Genomic DNA, 21,807 nt, shown 5'->3' on the forward strand with positions numbered 1-21,807 from the left:
GTTGTACATTTTTAGGAATATGCACGGATCTGTGCAGAAGTGATGTATCGAAGTTACGGCCAAAGTGTGAGGTAGGTCAATAGGTGGAAGAAGATTTCGACTCGTCAACGTTGACCGAGTGGCTGGATAGTCGTGTCCAGGGGCGGAAGCTCGCGGCACGCCAAATGCAAGTGATCGGCATCCTCCGATCCCAGCCACGCCTTGCCTCCTACGGCTCGGTCAGCGACATCGCCGCAGTGGCCGCATCGAACGCCTCGACCGTGACCAGAACCGCGCAAACACTGGGATTCAAGGGGTGGGCAGACTTTCAATTTGAGCTGCGTTCACGGTTTCTTGCGTCGCTGAGCGCAGTGGAGGTTGCGGCCGAACACAACGGCCACATCAGTAGTCCTGCACAGGCAGCGGTGTCCACCGACAGGGCGAACCTGGCGCATTTCGAGCGCACCCTGGACGCCAACACTCTTCATGATATTGCGAAGGCAATCGCAGATGCACGGCAGACTTTCATCGTCGCCGCAGGCAGTTACGCCATCCCCGGCAAGGCGCTGGAGCACAACGCGATCATTGCCGGTTACAACGTCCGGCTCCTCGATGCCGACGTCGCAGCCCTCACCAACGCCATTGCACGGCTCGGTGCAGAGGACCTGGTCATTGCCATCAGTCTCTGGCGGGTCTACGACAGCACCATGCGGGCAGTGGACATCGCGCACAACCTGGGTACGCCCATCGTTTCCATCACCGACAGCGCGGGATCACCTGTAGCAGTGCATGCCGATCACAGGATTGTGGTGCCCACTGAAGGCGCCGGCTTCTTCCCGTCCCTGACAGGTGCCGTGGCCGCGGTCCAGGCGATCGCCGTCGAGCTTGCCTCCCTGGACCGCGAGCGTTCCAACCAGAACATCGCCGCCTCGGAGCGGACTTGGGACCAAATGCGGATCATGCATCCGCGCTCCAGCTCCTAGAGCTGTGGCTTCCTGACCCTCTTTGGGCTCAACTGGACCTCAAAACAACCCCTTTGGGTTGTTTTCCGGTCTCGGCGGCGCCAAAGAAGGTCAGGAAGCTGAGGAAACTACGACGCTGGGACCTCCTGAGGCGCATCGGCCGCCGCCGGCAGGTGGTGACCGATCAGGGCCAAGTTCTGGATGACCGCCAAGCCGAACTGGGCGGTGTCGTTGGTAGAGACCGTGGGGGCTTCATCGACCGGCTGAAGCACGTATGGCGGCAGGATCTTCTTGAGCGTGAAAGCCTCGGCGTGGTTCAGGTTCTCCCCGCCCTCGGCAAAGCTTTCCCACGCCAACTCCGCCAGTTCCGGAGACTCCAACCGGGCCGCCGCATAGGCCGTCAGCCGACTGTGCGCCTGTGTGAGGTAGATACCGGCCAAGGGTTGCCCTACCTCTGCGATCTGCTCCTCGGGGGTGGCCAGGAAGAGCCGGCAATACTGCATCCAGGCTTGCTCGAAGTCCTTGTCCGGCACCAGGCTGATCAGTTCGCTGCAGATTTCCACCAAACCGAAAACTGCACTCAGGTGCGAAACGCTGATGACTTCCCTGCCGGCGTCGAACCTTCCCGCATCCAGGTCGTACAGCGCTTCGCCGGTGAGGAATCCGTACTTCAGGGCGCCGATGTCTGCCATGGTCCCCAGGAGTCGATCCCGTGAGCGCGGGTTGCCTGTGCGCTCCCAATCGGTGAGCCACGTGGCGGCCAGGGAGCCCCAGTCCGTACCCAGCCCGACGCCCAAGGCGCCGCGGTCCGGTCGGTAGGTATCGGCGTCGGGCCTGACTTTGCGGACGGGGTCCAATCCGAGGAAGTTCTGGTCGCTGTCCACCAGTTCGGTGAGGAGATCACCGGTGCGTTCGTCGGCGGTCAGGTAGTAGTAGAAGCGCCGGTAGGCCGGAGTGCTGATGCGCAGCTGCTTGGCGCTGCAGCCCCAGTGCTGGACGTTGTGCCGCGAACCCAGTCCGCGCCACGGACCGAGGTGGTAGACATCCACCTCGCCGGTGTGGCGGGTCATGGCCTCGGCGTAGCGGAAGACGTCCGCGCGGCCGGTCCGGAGGTACATGTACCAGAGCCAGAGATCGGGCGAAAGCTCGGAGTTGTCCCATGCGTAGCCGCCCACGTCGTAGCGCCACACGTGCCGATCGGTGTCGTAGGTGTGCATGACGTCGCCGTAGTTCCAGAATCCGTACCAGCGGCGCTGTTCGGTCTGGCCCTGGTAGAAGTCGAACAGGAAGTCCAGCTTGTCTTCCAGCTCCGCCCGGGCCGGGGTGCTGCGATCCACCGGAGCCCAGTCACCAAAGACGCCTGCCGCGTGCAGGTACTCGGGCGAGGGTTGCAACACCGGCGGGGTGGACGCCGCCTTGGCATCCGCGGCGAGATTCTCCGTGCTGGGGGTCGAGTCGTAGGCGAACAACGTCAGCTCATGTGTGCGGGCAATGCCGGTGGGATTGCCGAAGCCCGGCTCGTAGTCCTCATACGTGATTTCGAGTCCCTCAAGCTGGTCCTCGAACGTGTCTTGACCGAGTCCGTCGTGATAGAAGCGGAGGTCCATCGGCTGGGCTTCGGGGGAGTAGAGCCAGGCGGTGGCCTTCGCTTCCTTGGTGGCTGCCCCGCGAATGTCCAGCTGCCCCGGGTGCGACTGCCAGAAGTCCCGGATGCCAACACCAAAGCCGCCACGGGCGTCGCTCAGCGAGCAGAACCCGGCCGCCCTGGTGCCGCCCGAAATCCCCACCCAGCCGTGGCCGGGAGCAGTCCGTTTGCGCAGGTCAAAGCCGTCCGCCGTCAGTTGCGTGAGGGTGTAGTCGTTCCAGCTCGGGATGAGATGGAGTCGTTCGGAAACCATCGGGCTCCACTCACTCAGGGGCGGGGTGGTCCGGCCGGCGATCTGCGCGGCGCGTACTTCCTCGCCCGGATCCCGCCGCAGTCCAGTCAATCCACGGACGGCCTCCACCAGGAATCCGCCGTCGGCCCCGGCGATCCGGACATGGCGATCATGCAGTTCGCTTTCCAGGGGCACGGTGAACTCGACGCCCAAGCCGGCGAGGAAATCCTGCTCAGCGTCGCCGTCCCAGATGAACGAGTGCATCATTCGTATGCTGCGGGCGCCCGCGTAGAAGTAGAAACGGACGGTGAACGGGAGCCATTCCTTGGTGGCGTCATCGGCGCGGTGTGAGCCCTCCACCTTGACCACCGCGCGGACAGGACCAGCCTGCTCCACGGTGACGCTGGAGGTGTGGCCGGTGAAGCCAGTGCGGGTAGTGGTACCCGTACCTTCGGGCAGCCCGGACTGCAGCAGGCTCACCAGACGGCCGTCTTTGGCCACCACGGTGCCGCCGCGGCGGAGCTCGCTGAACAGAGAGTCGCCACTCCTGTGCAGGACCATGTCCAGTGTGCCCGTGGATACGGTGATGGTTCCTTCTTCTTCGGTGACCGTCACCTCGGTGGAGCGTTCGACGGCGGCTGCCGGGCCGCCGTCGTGCGCTTCGGTCGAGTGGGTGACGAAGTAGGTGTCAGCCGGCTGTTCCGTTGCGCCCAGGGCAAGGCCGCACCACTTCAGCGAGCCATCTGGCCAGGTGGCCAGGGGCCAGGTTTGGGCGTCGACGATGCTGCCGCTGGAGTCGAGAACCTTGAGTGCGGCCGCGTCCTGTACGGTGCCGCGTTGGAACGGCATTCCCCACGTCGTGCCGCCGCTGAGTCCGGCGGGCGGTTCGCCATCGATCCACGTGATCGGGGCGTGCTGAGTCATGGTCAATTCCACCTAAGAGTCTGGGAAAACGCTTTCTTTGAGACGTTTCAACAACTTACCCGCGCGATGCGGGGGCCGCAAGGGGTGGTTGGGTTCTGGTCACCAAACCCGTTGACACCTTGGTGCGTCCGGGAGTATCGTACAACCAAATGGTTGTAGATCAGCTCAGTAAAAAACCCTCCGGCGACGCAGAACTCGACCGCCTGTTCCAGGCCCTTGCCGACGCCACCCGCCGGGACATCGTGGCCCGGGTAACGGCGGGGGAGTACTCCGTCTCCGGGTTGGCTGCGCTCTACGCCATGAGTTTCGCGGCCGTGCAAAAGCATGTCGCGGTCTTGGAACGGGCCTCCCTGGTGACCAAGGAGAAGCGTGGGAGGGAGCAGATTGTGCGGGGAAACCATGATGGACTGCAAAAAGCCCGGCACCTGTTGGACCACTTCGAAATGATCTGGCGGCAACGTGCCAGCCGGATCGCGGACATACTCGCTGAAGATGACGAAAGGGAACTGCCATGACTGTTGTCAGCGTAAACAAGGATGCTGAGGCCCTGAGCTTCACCATCGTGGCCGAGTTCGATGCCGACGTGAAGCGCGTGTGGAGGATCTGGGAAGACCCCCGGCAGCTCGAACGCTGGTGGGGTCCGCCCACGTGGCCGGCCACCTTTGAGACCCACGAGTTCACCGCCGGGGGCAAGGCCGCCTACTACATGACCGGCCCGGACGGCACCAAAGCCCGTGGTTGGTGGAAGTTCACGGCCATCAACGCCCCGGACCACTTGGAATTCGACGACGGTTTCGCCGACGAGCAAGGCGAGCCTGTTGACCACTTGGGCATCACCCACGCCACCGTAAAGCTCGAGCCCGTGGACAACCGCACGCGAATGACCATCACCTCCAGCTTCGAATCCGAAGAACAGATGCAGAAGATGGCCGAGATGGGCATGGATGAAGGAATGCGGGAGGCGATCGGACAGATCGATGCCGTGCTTGCCAACGCCTAAGAACTGAACCTCACGCAAAAAGAAGCCGACGACGGCGGGTGCCTCCCGCCGTCGTCGGCGTATGGTTTAAGTCCCGGCCCCCTCTTGAAACGGACCAGTGACATGGCGCGACTGATCATCATGGGCCCTCCAGGTTCCGGCAAAGGCACGCAGGCGGAGCACCTTGCGAGGCATTTCGGGATTCCCGCGATTTCCACGGGCGACCTTTTCCGCGCCCATGTCCGGGACAAGACGGACCTCGGCCTGGAAGCCGGCGACTTCATGGACCGGGGTGAGTTTGTGCCGGACCACGTCACTACGGACATGCTCAAGCAGCGCATGGAAGAAGCCGATGCTGCCGAGGGGTTTCTGTTGGACGGCTACCCGCGAACGGTGATCCAGATCGGAGCCCTGGACGAGATGCTCGCGGTTCGGGGACAGCCCTTGGAAGTTGTCCTGGCGCTCACGGCCTCGGACAGCGAGCTGCTGGCCCGTATGCTCCGCCGTGCTCAAGAGCAAGGCCGCAGCGATGACACCGAAGCCGTGATCCAGCGTCGGTTGGAGCTGTACCGGGACGAGACCCAGCCAGTTCTGACGGCCTATTCGAAGCGCGGGATTCTGTTAACCGTGGACGGATCCGGAGATCGGGAAACCATCACAACGGCCGCGATTACAGCCGTCGAAGGGGCGCTGGCGGCTTAGCCGGTCGCTTAGCCTTCAAGCTTGGAATGCTCGCCCAGACGGTGCCATGAACGGTTGTGGTAGACCAGAGCGTCGCCGGGTTCTCCCGCTGGGACGTCACGCATCACGCGCGACTCCAGGGCGTGAACGGCGATGATGGTGGAGGTCCCTACCTCCATGCGATTGATGACGGCGCAGCGCACCCAGGCGCGGACATCCTCATACACCGCTTCGCCGGTTGCAAGGGCCGACCAGCGGTGCGTCTGGTCAAAGCGGTCAGCGCCGGGGGTCGCTCCAAACTTCGCCAAGTGGACGTCGTGCGCGTCCAGCAGGTGCACCACGACGGTTTCGGCGCGCGAAAGCACCTCCGACGCTGAGGACAGTGCCGAGACCGAGAAAATCAGCAAGGGAGGTTCCGCACTCACTGACACCACCGACGATACGGTCAGTGCCACCGGTCCTTCGCCGGCATCCGCCGTGATGACGGCGACACCTCCTGGGTGGCCACGGAACAGTGCTTTGAATTCGTCGGCCGAGAGGGAGGACGGGAAGCTTTGGTTCGGAGCCCCCAGCCAGGTGTCTGGGGGGTAGGCATGAAACATCGTTAGGACACCCTGGGTGCGGAGCGGGCGAGTTCCTCGCGAACGATTCTCGTCCCTGCGCTGAGTGCACTGAGCTTGGCCAGTGCGACGTCGCGGGGGAACGGTGCCATGCCGCAGTTGGAGCTGGGGATGAGCTTGTCCGCATCGACGAACTGCAGGGCCTTGCGGAGGGTGTCGGCGACTTCCTCCGGGGTCTCGATGGTCTCGCTTGCGACGTCGATTGCCCCGAGCATGACTTTCTTGCCGCGGAGGAGCTCGATGAGGTCCATGGGCACGTGGGAGTTCTGGGATTCGAGCGAGATGATGTCGATGCTGGAGTTCTGAAGCAGCGGGAACGTTTCCTCGTACTGCCGCCACTGCGAGCCGAGCGTCGCCTTCCAGTCATTATTCGCCTTGATCCCGTAGCCGTAGCAGATATGCACAGCGGTCTCCGCGCGCAGCCCCTCTGCCGCTCGCTCAAGCGCGGCCACGCCCCAGTCCTTGACCTCATCGAGGAAGACATTGAACGCGGGCTCGTCGAACTGGATGATGTCCACGCCGGCCGCCTCCAGCTCTTTCGCCTCCTGGTTCAGGATCGCAGCGAACTCCCAGGCCAGCTTCTCGCGGCTCTTGTAGTGGTCATCGAAGAGTGTGTCCACCATGGTCATTGGGCCGGGAAGAGTCCATTTGATCGGCCGGTCGGTGGTTGCGCGGAGGAACTTCGCGTCGTCGACGAATACCGGCCGCTCGCGGCGCACCGGCCCGACGACGGTCGGCACGCTCGCGTCGTAGCGATCGCGGATGCGCACGGTCTTGCGCTGTTCAAAGTCGACCCCGCTGAGATGCTCGATGAAGGTCGTGACGAAGTGCTGGCGGGTTTGCTCGCCGTCGCTGACGATGTCGATGCCGCGTCGGCTCTGTTCATGGATGGCGATGCGCAGCGCATCCTGCTTGCCCTCGAGCAGCGTATCTCCCTCCAGCTTCCACGGGGACCACAGGGTCTCCGGCTGTGCGAGCCACGATGGTTTGGGCAGGCTTCCGACAACGGTGGTGGGCAAAAGTGTGTTCATGATTGACGATTCTCCGTGGGTCAGTTGACGAGAGCGGGGTATTTGGCGGTCCACTGGTCCAATAGATCCTTGTGGGGCGTGATGAAGTGTTCCTCCGTGTACTTCGCCTGAGTGACCGCTAGCTGACTGCGCTCGACGCGGTCGTAGTCGATCTGGGTCCGCGAGTAATCCTGCTCTCCCAGACTCGGTTGGTAGACGACGGCGGCGGCGGAGTTCGCGTTGTAGACCTCCGGGCGGTAGATCTTCTGGAACGTCTCCATGGTGCTGATCGTGCCGATGAGCTGCAGGTTGGAGTAGTCGTTGAGCAGGTCGCCGCGGAAATAGAAGGCGAGCGGCGCTACGCTGCCGCGTGGCATGAAGTAGCGAACCTGCAGCCCCATCTTTGCGAAGTACGCGTCCGTCAGTGAGAACTCGTCCTGCTGGTACTCGACGCCCAGAACGGGGTGATGGTTCTCCGTTCGCCGGTACGTCTTGGTCGTGGAGACGCTGATGCACACCACTGGCGGCTGTGGGAAACGTTCCTGGCATGCCGGGGAATCGAGGAATTGCTGGAACAGTTTTCCGTGAAGATCGCCGAAATCCTCGGGAACGGTGGGCTTGCCTGCCTCTGCTGCTGCCGCTGGCAGTACGACGCTGAAGTCGAAGTCACGGACGTAGGAGGAGAAGTTGTTCCCGACGATCCCTTGGTGACGGACCCCGTTCAGCTGGTCCACGATCTGGATGTCGAGAACCTCGAACAGGGGGAACTTCTGATCCGTGCCTTCTGCAATGAACTCTATCTGCACGGAAACGATCTCAAGCTCGAGCGTGTAACGGTCCCGGTCAGGGTTGTCCCAGCTGGCGAGATCGTTGAAGCGGCGCCGAATCATGGTCAAGGCGTTGCGGAGGTTCTCCTGGCGGTGCTCGCCCCGTGCCAGGTTGGCGAAATTCGTGGTGATCCGCGAGCCTTCCGACGGCGAGTAGTCCTCGTCGAAGGGGGTCGTGGTGATGCTGAAGGTGAAGTCGTCTGCCATGTGCTGCCATTCCGTTGATGGGCCGGAGACGGCCTTTCCGAAGGGGATGTATCCATGGTGCAGCCTTGGGATGGGTATCAGGTAACTCGTGGTTGCTATGCATTGATATAGAATTTTCCTATGGCCCAGATTTCGAGCGGATTGACCCTGCAGCAGCTCCGCTACTTCATTGAAGTTGCAGCGGAGGGGTCGATCTCCGCGGCTGCCGATCTTCTCTACGTAGCGCAGCCGACAATGTCCGCATCGATGAAGGACCTTGAGGCCCGGGTTGGCCGTGCGCTCCTGGTTCGCTCCGCCCGCGGGGCCACCCTCACCGCCGACGGGGTAGAGTTCCTTGGCTACGCGAGGCAGGTCGTGGAGCAGTTTGCTCTCCTCGAGCAGCGCTACCTTGGCAGGCCACCGCGACGACGTCTGCTCGGGGTGTCAACACAGCACTACTCGTTCGCGGTGGACGCCTTCGTCCGGATGGTCAAGGCCACTGATGTGGCCGAATACGAGTTCTCGCTCCGTGAATCCCGCACTTGGGACATCATCGAGGATGTCCGGACGCTCCGCAGCGAGATAGGCATCCTCTACCGGAACGATTTCAACCGGAAGATCATCGACAAGCTGCTCCGGGAGTCCGGCCTCGCGTTCACTCCGCTTTTCCTCGCCGATCCGCACATTTTCATTTCACGGAATAACCCTCTCGCCTCAAAAGAGCGTGCGACCCTCGATGATCTCGCCGGCTTGCCGCGGCTGACCTTCGATCAAGGTGCGAACAACTCCTTTTACTTCGCCGAGGAGATTCTCTCCACCATGTCCAGTAAGCAGGAGATCCGGGTCTCTGACCGTGCCACGATCTTCAACCTCATGATCGGACTCCACGGCTACACGATCTCGACGGGCATCATCAGCGGGCAGCTCGACCCGGAGATCGTCGCCATCCCGCTCGACGTTGACGAACGCATCGAGATCGGCTGGATCGGCCACGCAGCGATTCCGCTTACCGACCAAGCGCAGCACTACCTCAGGGAATTGCGGGCCGTCGTCGCTGAGTTCGGCGTAGCGCTGCTCGACTGACTGCAGCGCGCGGGTACGCCGTCGCCGTCGAACGCGACTACGGCAGTCGAAGATAGCACCGGCGGCTTAGCCGGTCGCTGCCGGAAGTTCCGCGCCCAAGGTGCGAAGGTAGGCCGCGAAACCCTCCGGCGCGCGGGCCTGCATCCGCCCGGAGGTCACCACCCGGGTAGTGTCCGTCGCGGTGACCACGAATCTTTGGCCGCGGAGCTGTTCCACAAGGACCCGGTCTTCGTGGGCCTGCAGTTTCGGGAACCCGCCCGCCGCGAGATACGCCGATGCCCTGATGCCCAGGTTGGCTCCATAGATGTGGGGGTGTTCCTCGCGGAACGGGTGTAGCTCCAGCCAGCGCCTCAGTACTGCCGGCTCCACGTCGTCGGGGTCTGGTTCAACCGAGCCGAGGATGGCGTCAGCTCCCGCGTTGGCCAACTCCACTTGCCGCGCCAGCCAGTGTTCCGGGACCGCGGAGTCGGCATCGGTGGTCGCCAACCAGGTGGTCGCTGTTCCGTCTCCGGGCATACAATCCAAGGCGGCACGGATGCCGGCGTCGCGGCTGGCACCGGTACTCCGCAGTTTCACGTCCATGGCCCCGAAACGGGGGTCGGCGGAAACGTACGCTGCCGTAATGTCAGCGGAGCGGTCCGTGCAGCAGTCCAGGACGACGGCTATGGAAACGCTGGTTCCCGGTCGCTCCCGTTGCAAGGCGTCCGATGCTGTCTTGAGCGCTGCGAGGGCCTTGCCGATATGCCGGTCCTCGTTATGGGCAGGCATCACCACAATGACGCTGGTGATGGTTTGAGAGTCCGTCATGGCGAGGTGTCGGGTGCTGTGAAGACTTCCAGCATGAAGTCCTTCTCCTGATAGAGCCCGTGGGTTGGCCAGCCGAGGTGGGTACGGGCCATGGCGTGCACCGACTCCGCGTCCAACTCCCAGCCGGAAATCGGATGACGCCAATGGCACAGAAGCAGTGTTCCGCCGGGCGTGGTTGAGGCCTGGATCCTTGTCAGCAGTTCGGTGAGTTCTTCCCGCGAAAGGTAATAGCCTGTCTCGGACAGCACCACGAGATCGAACATGCCGTCAGGCCATTCATGGGGCATGGTGAGGTGCTTGACCTCCGCGGAAGGGTGCCCGGCGAGCCTCTTCGCGGCTTGGGCCAGTGCCGCGGAGCTCGCATCCACCCCAAGGAACTTCCCGCAGCGCCGGGCGAGTTCTTCGCTGAGGGTGCCGATGGAACACCCGATCTCCAGCCCGGATTCGTAGCTTTCCTCGGGCAGAGCCGCCAGGGTCAGCGCCCTCTTGCGGCGTTCGTACCAGCTTGTGGTGTAGCTCCAAGGGTCCTCTTCCCTTGAATGGACCCCGTCGAAGATGCGTTCCGCGTCCGCTGCGCTGTTGCTCCCTGCTGTGGAGGGGTGCCAGGCGAACGTTTCCCAGGGCCGCTCGAAGTGCTCCAGGAACGTCCCGGACAGCAGCGTCTCATCGCCCAGTAGTCCGGAAAGCGGCTCTGTTTGCGAGGCGTGTGCGTGCATTGCTTTGGCCTTGGCTTGTTGTTCTTCTTGGCTCAGGGGCACGCGCACCCAACCATTCCAGGTGGTGTCCCCAGTTCCTGCCCACAACCAGTACCAGATGGGGTACTCCAGGAGTCCGTAGCCGTCGTGTGTGGCGAGGTCCGCGGCGACCGTGCCAAGGGTGTCGTGATCCGTATGGCCGTCGGAACGGTAGGGAGCCACGATCACAACGTCCTCCGCCGTTCGCCCCGCGATGCTCTCGCGAATTGCCTCAGCAATACGGTCAGCATGGGCAGCCAACTGTCCGTCGGGGAGTTCCAGGAACCGCCACGTCGCGCTGGGCGCCAGCCCTGACACCGCCGTGGTGAACTCAGCGAGCCTGACAGCGGCAAGTCGTTCCGGCGTCGTGGTTGGCGAGTCAGGATGCGATGCCTCGCCTGCGGTGCACAGGATCAGCTCGACCGCCGCGCCGGCCGCGTGCAGCCTTGCCAGGAATCCACCGGCGCCGAGCGTTTCATCGTCCGGATGCGCGGCCAGGACCACGAACTTCCTGGCCGCAAGCTCTGATGTGTCCAGCGGCAGTTCGGGGAGGGCAGCTACTCCTGACGCTGCCCACTCCTGTTCCGGCGTTCCGGTGTCAGTGTGGGAGAAAGTCACCACTGGCGTTCCCCCTTCAGCGTCAGCGCACCAAGTTGGGCGTCGTCCCGCATGGCGTGGTGCTGCCGGATGTACAGCGAGAGATCGGCCATGCGCTTTCCGTACGCTTCGTTGAACGCCAGCGGCGCGGGGCCGAGGTTCTGCGTCACCACTGTTTGGACACGCTCGACGGCGGCGGCTACCGTTCCGCGGATGCGCAGGGCTTCGCTCCAGGCGCTGGGGCCGCTGGTGTCTGTAGTGTCAGCGCCGCGGCTGTCCAGTTCGCCGGCGTCGATTCTTTCTGCCGCTTGGGCCAGGTACCCGGTGACGGACGTGATGATCCTGTCCACCTCACCCAAGGAGGCGAGGGCGATTTGGTCCGGTTCCCTGCCGTTGTCCGCGCCCTTGGCCAGTGCGGTCGTGAAATCCCGGGCAACGGCGACTGCTCCGCCGAGCCAGCACGCGGCAACGCCCATGCCGCCCCAAGCGAAGCCGGGTCGTGTGAAGCACCATCCCTCGCCTCCGACCGGTGTTGCGGGGACTTGGTCGAAGTGGACGGTGCCGCTGGGAATTTCCTGCAGACCGCGGCTGGTCCACTGGGGTGTTTCGCAGGAGACTCCGGGGTCCTCCAGGTTCACAGCGAATGCGGCCCGGCTGTTGTCCTCGGTGTGGGCTGTGATCACTGCACCATCCAGTTGGGCCGCGAGCGAGCACCAAGGTTTGGATCCGTTGAGGACGTAGCTTCCGGTGTTGTCGCGCTTGGCCTCGAGCTTCAGGCCCGGGCCTTCGGCGGCGAAGACTCCCCAGGCGCCCTCCGGTGTGGTGGGGTCGGCGGCTTGGGCGAGGATTGCCACGGCATCGAGATGTGGTTCAAGCACCCGCCCGGCCGCCACGTCGACGGCTGTGACCGATGCCAGGAGTTCCCAGAGCTTGGCGGTATTTCCTTCGCCGGGCTTCGGGGCGGTTTGGCCGATTTCCTCGGCTATTGCCAGCAGTGCAGGGACATCGCCCACAGCTTCCCGCACTTTTTCCAGCATGGGCTCGAGGGCTTGCAGCTGGGCAGGTTCGGAACTGATGCGTACAGGCTGGGCTTCGGAGTCGCTCATGACCCCAAGCCTAAACTAAGGGACCTTAGGTTATGTGTACGGAAGGCAACTGAACGACGGCGGGAGGTGTCCGCCGTCGTTCTGGTGGTTTGCGTGTTTTGTTCCGGCTTCTAGATGATGGCGTTCATGACGTTCCAGCCGGAACCGACCTGGACTCGGGGGAGCCAGCCGAGTTTGCCATTGCCGGGGTAGAGCCACAGAGTGCCGGCTGAGTCGCGGGCCAGGAGGTCCACGTTGCCGTCGCTGTTGAAGTCGCCGGGCGTTGCCATGGCTGTCATGGCGTTCCAGCCCCAACCGACTTGGACGCCCCAGTCGAAGGATGATTGCGCGTAGCCCTTGAAACTCCAGAGCGTTCCGTTGGCGTCACGGGTCAATAAATCCTGGGTACCGTCCTTCGTGATGTCTCCGGGGCCGGAGATAAAGTTCATGCCATTGAGGTCTCTGCCAACCATCTCCTGGGTTAGCCAACCGCCCCGGCCGTTGCCGCGGTACTGCCACAACTGTCCGGAGCTGTCACGGGCTACGACGTCGGCATAACCATCCAGGTCAAGATCACCACTTCCCGTAATTGCGGTCATGGCATTCCAGCCTTGGCCTACTTGCAGCCTGGCTTGCCAGCCTCCTTGGCCGTTACCTGGATATAGCCAGAAGACTCCGGTGGTGTCACGGGCCAGTACATCCGCTTTACCGTCACCCGTGAAATCCCCGGGAGAGACGATAGCCGTCATGACGTTCCAACCTTGGCCGACCTTGGACGGCGACTGCCAACCGCCGCTGCCGTTGCCCGGATAGAGCCACAAGTCTCCGCTGTTGGTCCGGGCCAGGACGTCCGGCTTTTTGTCGCCGGTGAAGTCGTGCCTGATATCAGCCGGCTTGATAGTGATCGTGATGGTTGGGGTCAGTGCATCCGGGCCGTAACCGTTGCTGGCAGAGATGCGGAAGCTGAAGGTTCCAGGGATGCTGGGAACGCCGGATAGGAGTCCATTTGGGTTCTGTGACACCAGGGTCAGGCCTGGGGGCAGTGCACCACTGGCAACTTTGAACTGCGGTGTCAGTGAGCCGCTCGCCGTCATCGTGTGTCGGTATTGGGCTCCCACGGTGCCGGTGTTCGGTGGAAGGCTGGAAGTGATGATGGGTGCGACGTTCTTTCCGTCGATGGTCCGGACCTGACCTGCTCCGCGATTGGCGACGTAGATCGTGTTGGTTTTTTGATTAACTGCCAGAGACTCGGGATTATTGAAACCCCGTACGTGCCCGAGGACCTTAGCCTTGGCGTCGAACACGGTCACCAGCGATTGGTAAAAGTCGGAGGCGTAAACCTTGTTCGTGGCTTCATTGACAGCAATGTCCATGTAGTGGGTGCGCTCAGTCGGCGTGTTGACAAGACTCACTGTTGTTGCGTCGAGTGCTGTCAGATACTGATTGCCTTCGTCCGCGGCGTAGACCATGTTGGCTTTGCGGTTGATGGCTAAAACACCCGGGCGGGAGTTCGACCCTGTGGGAACCAGGGAAACTTGGTTTGTGCCCCCGTTGAGGACTGCAAATGCCTGAGCAGTCGGGCAGCTGAAATAGACCATATTTGTAGTGGGGTTCAGCACCACGGACTGTGCAGGCGTGCCCAGGTCAATCTGGGTGACAGTTTTGGTGACCCCGTCGAGGACGGCTATTTTGTTGCCCTCCCAAGCGGTGGCATAGAGCTTGTTGCTGGATTCATTGACTGCAAGCGCCCTGACATCTCCAAAAAATGGAACATGGGTGACGGACCTGCTGGCGCCATTGATGACATAGACGCCGCCCGGTGGTCCCTCGCTGGCAACATAAATCTCATTGGTGGCTTGATTTACAACCATTTTTCCCAAGCGGGAATCCACGGTGATTCTTGTTGTTGTTTCGGACATCCCATCAATGACGGTAATCGTGTCGCTCGCCGCGTGAGTGACATAGATTTTGTTGGTCTTTTCATTGATGGCGATGTTCTCGGGATAGTCGGTCACCGCGATCGACCTCGTCGCTGCCGTAGCGCCGTCGATGACCGTAACGGATTTCCCGTGCCAGTTCGCTACGTAGGTTCTGCCGGTCGTGGCATTGACAGCCACGTCGTAGGGGGCGCTGGCTTTGACGATGTGATCCGTCAGGACGTCGGCGTTTGCCGACGGTGTACCCACCACCACCAAGACCGACAGTGCAGTGATCACTGCCAGAAGTGCGGCAGATAGACTCCGGCCGGGGCCGCTGCTGAAAGACAAAAACCTACCCCGAGCAGCCAACGGCCCAACCCCCAAAATCCAATGCGCGACTATCGCTTCAACCAGCGAAGCCTACAGCCCGTACGGCCCGCATCGTGATCCGCGTCGCATTATTGCGGGCATGGGACTCGCATCCCGGAACGCCCCAACGCGCTCCACCCCCACGAAAGTTCCTGTGGGTCCCAACATGAAGCGCATCTTCACAACTTTTGTCACGCTTGTCACATCTTGTTGTCATTAACGGTGACAAGTTCCGTAGCTTGGAAGGGTCAGCATTCCCAAGCTAAAGGACCACCATGCCGCAGCCCAACGATTCCGCTACCGTCCCCACTGACTCCCACAGCCCGCCGGGAAAGAACCCGGGCAAAGGTGCAGCCAAGTCAAGCTTCCTCAGCAACCTCGGCGCGGACCTTCCCGCGTCCCTCGTAGTCTTCCTCGTCGCACTCCCACTGTCGCTGGGTATTGCCGCCGCCTCCGGAGCCCCCGTCATGGCAGGGCTCATCGCCGCAGCCGTTGGTGGAATCGTTGCCGGCAGCCTGGGCGGGTCCCCACTGCAGGTGAGCGGCCCCGCAGCCGGCCTGACCATCGTCGTCGCCGGTCTTGTGGACGAATTCGGCTGGGCGGTGACGTGCGCAATCACGGTCGGCGCCGGCGTCGTGCAATTGCTGATGGGTGTCAGCCGCATTGGCCGGGCCGCGCTGGCAGTGTCGCCAGTGGTGGTCAAGGCGATGCTCGCCGGCATCGGCATCACCATCATCCTGCAGCAACTGCACGTGCTGCTCGGCGGCCAAGCTGCTGGGTCAGCCGTCGAAAACCTGACGGCCCTGCCAGCAGCCATCACCAACGTGGAGCTGCACTCGGCGTTGCTGGGGCTTGCCGTTGTTGCCATCCTGATGGCCTGGAAATACTTGCCGGCAGCGGTGCGAAAAGTGCCTGGCCCGCTGGCCGCCGTCGTCGCCGTCACCGCCCTGTCCGTAGCGGTGGCTCCTAATGTTGAGCGCATCAGCTTCAGCGGATCGATTTTCGACGCCATTGCCCTCCCCAGCCTGCCCGACGGCAACTGGCGCGCAGCGGGCATGGCAGTCATCACGGTGGCCCTGATTGCCAGCATCGAATCGCTCCTGTCAGCGGTCGCCGTCGACAAAATGCACGGCGGTTCGCGCACCAACCTCAACCGTGAACTGGTGGGCCAAGGCTCCGCCAACGTCGTCTCCGGCATGCTCGGCGGACTCCCCGTGACCGGGGTGATTGTCCGCAGCGCCACCAACGTTGAAGCCGGCGCCGCGAGCCGCACCTCCGCCATCCTGCACGGCGTCTGGGTCCTCGTCTTCTCCGCCCTGTTCGCCGGGCTCATCCAACTCATTCCGCTGTCCGTGCTGGCCGGCCTGCTGCTGGTCATCGGCGCTAAGCTCATCAAGGTCGCCGACATCCGGACCAGCCTCCGCACCGGCGAGCTTCTGGTGTACAGCGTCACCCTGGTGTGCGTCGTGGTCCTCAACTTGCTCGAAGGCGTCATGATCGGCCTGGCCCTCGCCGCCCTCTGCGTTTTGTGGCGCGTACTCCGGGCGCAGATCAATGCCCATGCGCCCGCCGGTCCGGCCCTGCCGTGGCGCGTTGTCATCGCCGGATCGTGCAGCTTCTTCGCGCTGCCCCGGCTCAACCGCGTCCTCCACTCCGTTCCCGAAGGCCAGAACGCCGTGGTGGAACTCAACGCCGACTACCTGGACCACGCCTTCCGCGAAGCGTTGGTCGCTTGGCAGAAGCAGCACCGGAACACCGGCGCGTCCGTGGTTCTGGAGGAACACGGAACCACTGCTTTCACGGACGCTGAGGACAACACTCCCCAGCGGCAGGACCCGCGCGAATTCCCGCTGCCGCCGCGCACGTCCTGGCTGCCGTCCGGTGACGATCCAACAGCAGACGACGACGGCGGGCAGCCGCCGCTGCGGTCCATCCTCCTGGGCATCGACAAATACCATCGCCGGCACGCAGACAAGGTCCGCCCCTTGGTTCAGGACCTCACCGAAAGCCAGAACCCGGACACGCTGTTCGTGGCGTGTGTCGACTCCCGCGTCAACCCCAACCTGATCACCAGCAGCGGACCGGGTGACCTCCTCACGCTCCGCAACATTGGCAACGTGGTGTGCAGCGATGGACGGGATGCCTCCATTGATTCCACGTTGTCCTTCGCGGTCAAAGCATTGTCCGTGGATTCGATTGTCATCTGTGGCCACTCCAATTGCGGTGCTATGAAGGCCGTCATTGCTGATGCTGAGGGTTCTGCACCTGCCCTGGGCGCGGGATTCGATTCCTGGCTGGAGCACGCGCGTCCCAGCTACTCGGCGTTGCTCGCCGGCCACCCTGTTGCCCGCGCGGCCGAGGCCGACGGCTACAGCAGGCTGGACCAGCTGAGCATGGTGAACATTGCCATGCAGCTCCGGAAGCTGGAGGACCACCCCGTCACTGGGCCAGCCCTGGCTTCGGGTCACGTGCAGGCCACGGGGTTGTTCTATGACATCTGCACCGCCCGGGTGGTGCTGGTGACGCCTGAGGGTATCGAGCAGTTGGATCCGAGCATGGCTGTCCGCTCCTAGTTTCCGCCGGACCCCCACCACCCACTTCGGGCTCCGGACGGCCCCCGGCACGCTGCCTTCACGGCGTGTCGGGGGTCGTCGTGGTTTCAAAGCAGGTGGTGGGGGTACATGCCCCAACCACGGCAACGTGCGGAATACTGGAATCACGATGTCCGGCAGGCGAGGGCTGCCGTGCGAGGAGGTGGCAGAACGTGAATGCCGAGAACAACGCCTTCAGGCGCCGACTTGAGCGCGGCGCCGAACTGCGTGCCGTACGGTCGTGGGGCGGCAACGCGGAGGAAGAGGCGGAGCTCGAGGCCGCCGATGCCGAGGAACGCGAAAAACGCCGCAAAGTGGATGACGCCGCCCGGGTTGAGTACCTCATCCGGGAAGCCATGAACCAGGGCAAGTTCGACAACCTCAAATACGCCGGCAAACCAATCCCCGGGCTGGGCGAGCACTATGATCCCGACTGGTGGGTCAAGGGCCTCATCCAACGCGAACGTCTCAGCGGGATCGGTCCGCCCGCCATTCTGCTCCGGATTGAGGACTCCGAACTCGACGTCAAGCTGGACCAGCAGTACACGGATAAACAAGTGCGGGACATGCTGGAGGACTTCAACAAACGCGTTATCGAGGCCCGGCGGCAACTCCAAGGCGGGCCGCCAGTGATCACCAATCTCCGCGACGTGGACGCTGAACTGGAAAAGTGGCGGGAACGCCGGGCAGCCGCAGCCCCTCCCGAGCCGGAGACCGAACTGCCGGGCAAACGGACGTGGTGGCAGCGGATCTGGAACGGCTCCGGCTAGCCCATCTAAGTCGCAGCAGAGCGCGTTTTGACCGCTCAAAACGCGCTCAACTGCTACCTACTTGGGCGGGACGGCAGAAAACAGCGGCCGGCGACGGGACCCAGGTCCCGCCGTCGGCCGCTGTTTGGTGAGGGTGCCGTTAGGCGAAGCTGTCTTCCTTGGCCTCTTCGGGCTTCCGCTTGATCAAAGCAGACAGGTGCGCCTGCTGCTGGCGGAAGTGGCCGTGGGCGGTGAGTCCGAACTCGTAGGCGGACTCGGCGTGCTGGGTGAGGTCCACACCGGTGACTTCGTGCTCGTGGGCCACGCGGAAGCCGATGGTCTTGTGGATGGCCCGGCCGATGACCAGAGTGCCCAGGCCGGAGAGCGCAATGGTGATCAGTACGGCCATGGTCTGCGCGATCAGCTGCTGCGGACCGCCGCCGTAGAGGAGGCCGCCGGCCGTGCCCTCGGTGGGGAAGGCGATGAAGCCCAGGGACAGCGTGCCGATCACACCGGCGCCGAAGTGCACGCCCACAACGTCGAGGGAGTCGTCGAAACCGAACTTGTACTTCAGGTCAACGAACACTGCGCAGGCAGCGCCGGCCACGAGGCCCAGGCCAAGAGCTGCGAGCGGAGTGATGTTGGCGCAGGACGGGGTGATGGCCACGAGGCCGGCCACCACGCCGGACGCCGCACCCAAGGAAGTGGGGTGACCGTGACGGACCTTCTCCACCACCAGCCAGCTCAGCATCGCCGCGGCCGGGGTGACCAGGGTGTTGACCCAGATGAGGCCCGCCTGCTCCACCGTGCTGGCCGCGCCGCCGTTGAAACCGAACCAGCCGAACCAGAGGATGGCTGCGCCGATCATGATGAACGGCACGTTGTGCGGGCGGTGGTTGGGGTCCTTGGCGAATCCGTGACGCTTTCCCACGATCAAGGCGAGGACGAAAGCGGCAGTTCCGGAGCTGACCTCAACCACTGCGCCACCGGCGAAGTCGATGACCTGGCCGAAGATCTGCGTGAGGGCACCCCCTGCACTCATGAGGCCACCGCCCCAGACCATGTACGCCAGCGGGCAGTAAACAACCGTCACCCAGATCGGCACGAACAAAGCCCAGGCTCCGAACTTGGCACGGTCGGCGATGGCACCGCTGATGAGGGCCACTGTAATGATGGCAAACGTCGCAGCGAAGCCTGCCTTGATGAGATCGGGTGAGCCCATGAGATCCTGCAGGCCGAAGTGCGCGAACGGGTTGCCGAACAGGCCGAGGAAGCCGTCGCCGGTGGTCATCGAGTAGCCCCACAGGACCCAGACAACACCCACGATGCCCGCCGAGATGAAGCTCATCATGATCATGTTCAGAGCTGCCTTGGCGCGGGTCATGCCGCCGTAGAACAGGCCGAGGCCCGGGGTCATGAAAAGCACCATTGCCGATGACAACATCAGCCAGACGTGTTGCGCAGAGATCTCCACCTGCGTTCCCTTCAAGCTTGTCCGAAACGGGACCGTTGTTGCACGGCCCACACCAACCCCCCGATCAATATTCGGTGAGCTATGTTTCAGACTCAGAAGAGCTAAGTTGCAGGTAAGTTACAGAAATCTCCCGTTCGTGAAGATCACGTCACTGGCGTGTTTCGGGAATGTTAACGGCGCTTCTCGCGACCCCCTGCAGGGTAACCGCCGCGACGGCTGGCGATGATGATGACGAGTGCGATCGCCGTGGGAACGGCGGCCGCCAACGGCACCAGTTGTGCGCCCACGGTGGTGAGGGCAAACGCCCCGTACACAGCACCGACGGCGATGCCCAGTTGGATGGTCACCACAGTCAGGCCGTTGGCAGCATCCTTGTGCTCACCGCCGGCACGGAGGATCGCCGCCTGGTTGTAGATGCCCACCGCGCCGAACGCGATGCCCCAGAGCGTCATCAGTCCAAACGCGCCCACCCAGGTGCCGCCGAGCGCGGGCAACAGGGCGAACGCAAGGGTCAAGAGTCCGACGGCGGCAATCACCGAGGTGCGCGGGCGGGAGTCCGCGGTCATACCGGCAATCCAGATACCCACCAAGCTGGCGATGCCCACCACGGAAAGGGACAGGCTCGTAGCGGATTCCGGCAGCCCGGAGGCGAGAAGGAATGGAGCAACGTAGGTGAAGAGTGTGAAGTGCGCCAGCAGCAGGAGCGGCCACGCTATGGCGATGGCAATGACGCCGGGCAGTTTCATGGCTGCCCGGAGCGATGGGGTCTTCTGGCTGGCCTGGTCATGGGCGCCGGGGAGCAGCCAGAAAGCCAACACAGCCAGCAGGACGCCAACCCCGGCCAGGACCAGGAACGAGGCGCGCCACGTCATGAGCGAACCCATCAACGTTCCGATGGGAGCACCGACGGCCAACGCAATACTGTTGCCGCTGAAGACCACAGCCATGGCTTTGCCCACGGAATGAGCGGGGACGATGCGGGCCACATACGGTGCCATGCTGGACCACAACATGCCGTGGGCGATGCCGCCAAGAAGCCTCGCCCCAATGGCCCAACCCAAGGAGGGGCTGAAAGCGAGCAGGACATTGCTCAGGGCAAAGGCCAGCACGGTGGCAATGAGCAGTGTCTTCCGGGGAAGCCGTCCGGCCAGGAACCGGGACAACGGGAGGGCCGTGAAAACGATGATGGCCGCATAGACCGCGGTCAGTGAACCCACCGCCGACTCGTCCACTCCGAGGTCGCGGCTGATTTGGGGGAGCAGGCCCGAGGGAAGGAGTTCGGTGGTCACGGCTGTGAAACCGGCTGCCGCCAGAACCAGAAGGCCACCCCACGGGATCTTCTTGGGGAGTTGCGGTGCAGCAACTGACGCCTTGGGCGAGTGCGTGGCGACCAAAGGATCCTGCTTCAAAGATTGCTCCTCAAGAGTGAGTCATTGTTGTTTCACGGGGTTCCTACCAACGTTATGCAGCCACGGCGATGCAAGGGAGTCTCTGTCAGAAACCCCTTCCGCTCCAACACACTTTGTTCGTCAGGCATTCCTCGCGCAGACTGGGCCTGTGAAGCCCTTCCTTTTACTGGCCACCCGCGCCGAAGACGCTGCAGCCGATGACGAGTACCAGGCCTACCTCAAGTACTGCGGCCTGAAACCGGAGGAACTGGTCCGTGTCCGGCTGGAATCCGGGCCTCTGCCGCCCCTTGAACTCTCGGACTTTTCCGGGGTGATTGTTGGCGGCAGCCCGTACACGTCCAGCGATCCTGTGGAGGAGAAGAGCGCAGCCCAGATCCGGGTTGAGACGGAACTCTCATCACTCCTGGACCGAATTGTGGCCGAGGACTTCCCGTTCCTGGGTGCCTGCTACGGCGTCGGGACACTCGGTGTTCACCAAGGGGCCACCATTGACCGCCGCTTCGGCGAAGCCGTGGGACCCACGGAGATCAAGCTCACCGCCGAGGGAGAGCGGGACCCCATGCTTCGGGGCGTCCCGCACACCTTCGACGCTTTTGTGGGTCATAAGGAAGCGTGCAGCGAACTGCCCGAACATGCAGTGCTGTTGGCCAGCTCGGCGGCCTGCCCGGTGCATATGTTCCGCATCAAGAACAACCTCTACGCCACGCAATTCCACCCCGAACTGGATGCCGACGGGCTCATCACCCGCATCAACATCTACAAGAACGCAGGCTACTTCCCGCCCCACGAGGCCGATGAACTCATCGCTGCCGCCCTTGAATCGTCCGTAACGGAACCCATGCGGGTGCTCAGGAACTTCACGGAGCTTTACGCCCGCTAGGTGGGTGTGTTGTGGGGCCTGCTGTGCGCCCTTCATCCTAGGAGTGCCGCGCAGAGCGGGCCTCG

Annotated in this window: 18 protein-coding genes; 8 read left to right on the forward strand and 10 right to left on the reverse strand. The window is 63.1% G+C overall.

Annotation, left to right across the window (positions count from 1 at the left end):
• The first annotated feature begins 83 nt into the window (after window positions 1-83).
• Complete coding sequence (locus AB4Y77_RS09550) at window positions 84-962, forward strand: MurR/RpiR family transcriptional regulator (protein WP_442013737.1); 879 nt, start codon at window positions 84-86, stop codon at window positions 960-962.
• Between the two features lie 107 nt (window positions 963-1,069).
• Here AB4Y77_RS09550 and AB4Y77_RS09555 read toward each other — a convergent pair whose 3' ends face one another.
• Complete coding sequence (locus tag AB4Y77_RS09555; RefSeq protein WP_442013738.1) at window positions 1,070-3,742, reverse strand: exo-rhamnogalacturonan lyase family protein; 2,673 nt, start codon at window positions 3,740-3,742, stop codon at window positions 1,070-1,072.
• 149 nt (window positions 3,743-3,891) lie between these two features.
• Between AB4Y77_RS09555 and AB4Y77_RS09560 the strand changes: the two genes are divergently transcribed.
• From AB4Y77_RS09560 to AB4Y77_RS09570, 3 genes are all read left to right on the forward strand, one after another.
• A complete protein-coding gene (locus tag AB4Y77_RS09560; protein ID WP_311213636.1) occupies window positions 3,892-4,257 on the forward strand; it encodes an ArsR/SmtB family transcription factor in 366 nt (121 codons plus the stop codon).
• Window positions 4,254-4,742 carry an SRPBCC family protein gene (locus AB4Y77_RS09565; RefSeq protein ID WP_311213637.1) on the forward strand — a complete coding sequence of 163 codons (489 nt, stop codon included), beginning with the start codon at window positions 4,254-4,256 and terminating at the stop codon, window positions 4,740-4,742. The genes AB4Y77_RS09560 and AB4Y77_RS09565 overlap by 4 nt, the downstream gene beginning before the upstream one ends.
• Window positions 4,743-4,844: 102 nt before the next feature.
• On the forward strand, window positions 4,845-5,423 hold the full coding sequence (locus AB4Y77_RS09570) for an adenylate kinase (RefSeq protein WP_442013739.1): 579 nt from the start codon (window positions 4,845-4,847) through the stop codon (window positions 5,421-5,423).
• An 8-nt stretch (window positions 5,424-5,431) separates the two neighbouring features.
• On the opposite strand, the gene AB4Y77_RS09575 is transcribed toward AB4Y77_RS09570, so the two are convergent.
• Genes AB4Y77_RS09575 through AB4Y77_RS09585 form a run of 3 tightly spaced genes read right to left on the reverse strand, consistent with a single transcriptional unit; the run spans window position 5,432 to window position 8,066 of the window.
• On the reverse strand, window positions 5,432-6,004 hold the full coding sequence (locus AB4Y77_RS09575; RefSeq protein WP_311213639.1) for a flavin reductase family protein: 573 nt from the start codon (window positions 6,002-6,004) through the stop codon (window positions 5,432-5,434).
• 2 nt (window positions 6,005-6,006) lie between these two features.
• Complete coding sequence (locus AB4Y77_RS09580) at window positions 6,007-7,053, reverse strand: methionine synthase (RefSeq protein ID WP_442013740.1); 1,047 nt, start codon at window positions 7,051-7,053, stop codon at window positions 6,007-6,009.
• 20 nt (window positions 7,054-7,073) lie between these two features.
• Window positions 7,074-8,066 (reverse strand): DUF1852 domain-containing protein, encoded by a 993-nt coding sequence (locus AB4Y77_RS09585; protein ID WP_442013741.1) that lies wholly within the window; start codon window positions 8,064-8,066, stop codon window positions 7,074-7,076.
• Between the two features lie 120 nt (window positions 8,067-8,186).
• Between AB4Y77_RS09585 and AB4Y77_RS09590 the strand changes: the two genes are divergently transcribed.
• Entirely contained in the window at window positions 8,187-9,128 is a 942-nt protein-coding gene (locus AB4Y77_RS09590; protein WP_442013742.1) for a LysR family transcriptional regulator, read from the forward strand.
• 66 nt (window positions 9,129-9,194) lie between these two features.
• Here AB4Y77_RS09590 and AB4Y77_RS09595 read toward each other — a convergent pair whose 3' ends face one another.
• The 4 genes from AB4Y77_RS09595 to AB4Y77_RS09610 all read right to left on the reverse strand — a co-directional run bounded on the left by AB4Y77_RS09595 (window position 9,195) and on the right by AB4Y77_RS09610 (window position 14,567).
• Window positions 9,195-9,935, reverse strand: coding sequence for a glycosyltransferase (locus AB4Y77_RS09595; RefSeq protein ID WP_442013743.1), 741 nt, complete (start codon window positions 9,933-9,935; stop codon window positions 9,195-9,197).
• On the reverse strand, window positions 9,932-11,290 hold the full coding sequence (locus AB4Y77_RS09600; RefSeq protein WP_442013744.1) for a PIG-L family deacetylase: 1,359 nt from the start codon (window positions 11,288-11,290) through the stop codon (window positions 9,932-9,934). Before AB4Y77_RS09600 ends, AB4Y77_RS09595 begins: the two co-directional genes overlap by 4 nt.
• Window positions 11,284-12,372 carry an acyl-CoA dehydrogenase family protein gene (locus AB4Y77_RS09605; RefSeq protein WP_442013745.1) on the reverse strand — a complete coding sequence of 363 codons (1,089 nt, stop codon included), beginning with the start codon at window positions 12,370-12,372 and terminating at the stop codon, window positions 11,284-11,286. The genes AB4Y77_RS09600 and AB4Y77_RS09605 overlap by 7 nt, the downstream gene beginning before the upstream one ends.
• A 110-nt stretch (window positions 12,373-12,482) precedes the next feature.
• Entirely contained in the window at window positions 12,483-14,567 is a 2,085-nt protein-coding gene (locus AB4Y77_RS09610; RefSeq protein ID WP_442013746.1) for an FG-GAP-like repeat-containing protein, read from the reverse strand.
• A 347-nt stretch (window positions 14,568-14,914) separates the two neighbouring features.
• Here AB4Y77_RS09610 and AB4Y77_RS09615 point away from each other — a divergent pair, with 347 nt between their 5' ends.
• Together AB4Y77_RS09615 and AB4Y77_RS09620 are read left to right on the forward strand one after the other, a co-directional pair.
• Entirely contained in the window at window positions 14,915-17,212 is a 2,298-nt protein-coding gene (locus tag AB4Y77_RS09615; protein WP_442013747.1) for a SulP family inorganic anion transporter, read from the forward strand.
• Between the two features lie 191 nt (window positions 17,213-17,403).
• Complete coding sequence (locus AB4Y77_RS09620) at window positions 17,404-18,000, forward strand: J-domain-containing protein (RefSeq protein ID WP_311213648.1); 597 nt, start codon at window positions 17,404-17,406, stop codon at window positions 17,998-18,000.
• A 139-nt stretch (window positions 18,001-18,139) separates the two neighbouring features.
• Here the strand turns inward: AB4Y77_RS09620 and AB4Y77_RS09625 are convergent, their stop codons facing one another.
• Both AB4Y77_RS09625 and AB4Y77_RS09630 read right to left on the reverse strand, forming a co-directional pair.
• A complete protein-coding gene (locus AB4Y77_RS09625) occupies window positions 18,140-19,453 on the reverse strand; it encodes an ammonium transporter (RefSeq protein ID WP_311213649.1) in 1,314 nt (437 codons plus the stop codon).
• A gap of 170 nt (window positions 19,454-19,623) precedes the next feature.
• Window positions 19,624-20,862 (reverse strand): MFS transporter, encoded by a 1,239-nt coding sequence (locus AB4Y77_RS09630; RefSeq protein WP_442013748.1) that lies wholly within the window; start codon window positions 20,860-20,862, stop codon window positions 19,624-19,626.
• 148 nt (window positions 20,863-21,010) lie between these two features.
• Here AB4Y77_RS09630 and AB4Y77_RS09635 point away from each other — a divergent pair, with 148 nt between their 5' ends.
• Window positions 21,011-21,742: a glutamine amidotransferase gene (locus tag AB4Y77_RS09635; RefSeq protein WP_442013749.1), complete on the forward strand. Its 732-nt coding sequence runs from the start codon at window positions 21,011-21,013 to the stop codon at window positions 21,740-21,742.
• Window positions 21,743-21,807 lie beyond the last annotated feature (65 nt).

This window comes from Paenarthrobacter sp. YAF11_1, from assembly GCF_052113445.1.
Classification (GTDB): Bacteria; Actinomycetota; Actinomycetes; order Actinomycetales; family Micrococcaceae; genus Arthrobacter.

Bases quoted from the DNA above. Each gene is read 5' to 3' on its own strand.
- AB4Y77_RS09575 (WP_311213639.1), bottom strand. From the start codon at position 6,004: ATGTTTCATGCCTACCCCCCAGACACCTGGCTGGGGGCTCCGAACCAA.
- AB4Y77_RS09570 (WP_442013739.1), top strand. From the start codon at position 4,845: ATGGCGCGACTGATCATCATGGGCCCTCCAGGTTCCGGCAAAGGCACG.
- AB4Y77_RS09585 (WP_442013741.1), bottom strand. From the start codon at position 8,066: ATGGCAGACGACTTCACCTTCAGCATCACCACGACCCCCTTCGACGAG.
- AB4Y77_RS09615 (WP_442013747.1), top strand. From the start codon at position 14,915: ATGCCGCAGCCCAACGATTCCGCTACCGTCCCCACTGACTCCCACAGC.
- AB4Y77_RS09595 (WP_442013743.1), bottom strand. From the start codon at position 9,935: ATGACGGACTCTCAAACCATCACCAGCGTCATTGTGGTGATGCCTGCC.
- AB4Y77_RS09565 (WP_311213637.1), top strand. From the start codon at position 4,254: ATGACTGTTGTCAGCGTAAACAAGGATGCTGAGGCCCTGAGCTTCACC.
- AB4Y77_RS09605 (WP_442013745.1), bottom strand. From the start codon at position 12,372: ATGAGCGACTCCGAAGCCCAGCCTGTACGCATCAGTTCCGAACCTGCC.
- AB4Y77_RS09555 (WP_442013738.1), bottom strand. From the start codon at position 3,742: ATGACTCAGCACGCCCCGATCACGTGGATCGATGGCGAACCGCCCGCC.
- AB4Y77_RS09560 (WP_311213636.1), top strand. From the start codon at position 3,892: ATGGTTGTAGATCAGCTCAGTAAAAAACCCTCCGGCGACGCAGAACTC.
- AB4Y77_RS09580 (WP_442013740.1), bottom strand. From the start codon at position 7,053: ATGAACACACTTTTGCCCACCACCGTTGTCGGAAGCCTGCCCAAACCA.
- AB4Y77_RS09590 (WP_442013742.1), top strand. From the start codon at position 8,187: ATGGCCCAGATTTCGAGCGGATTGACCCTGCAGCAGCTCCGCTACTTC.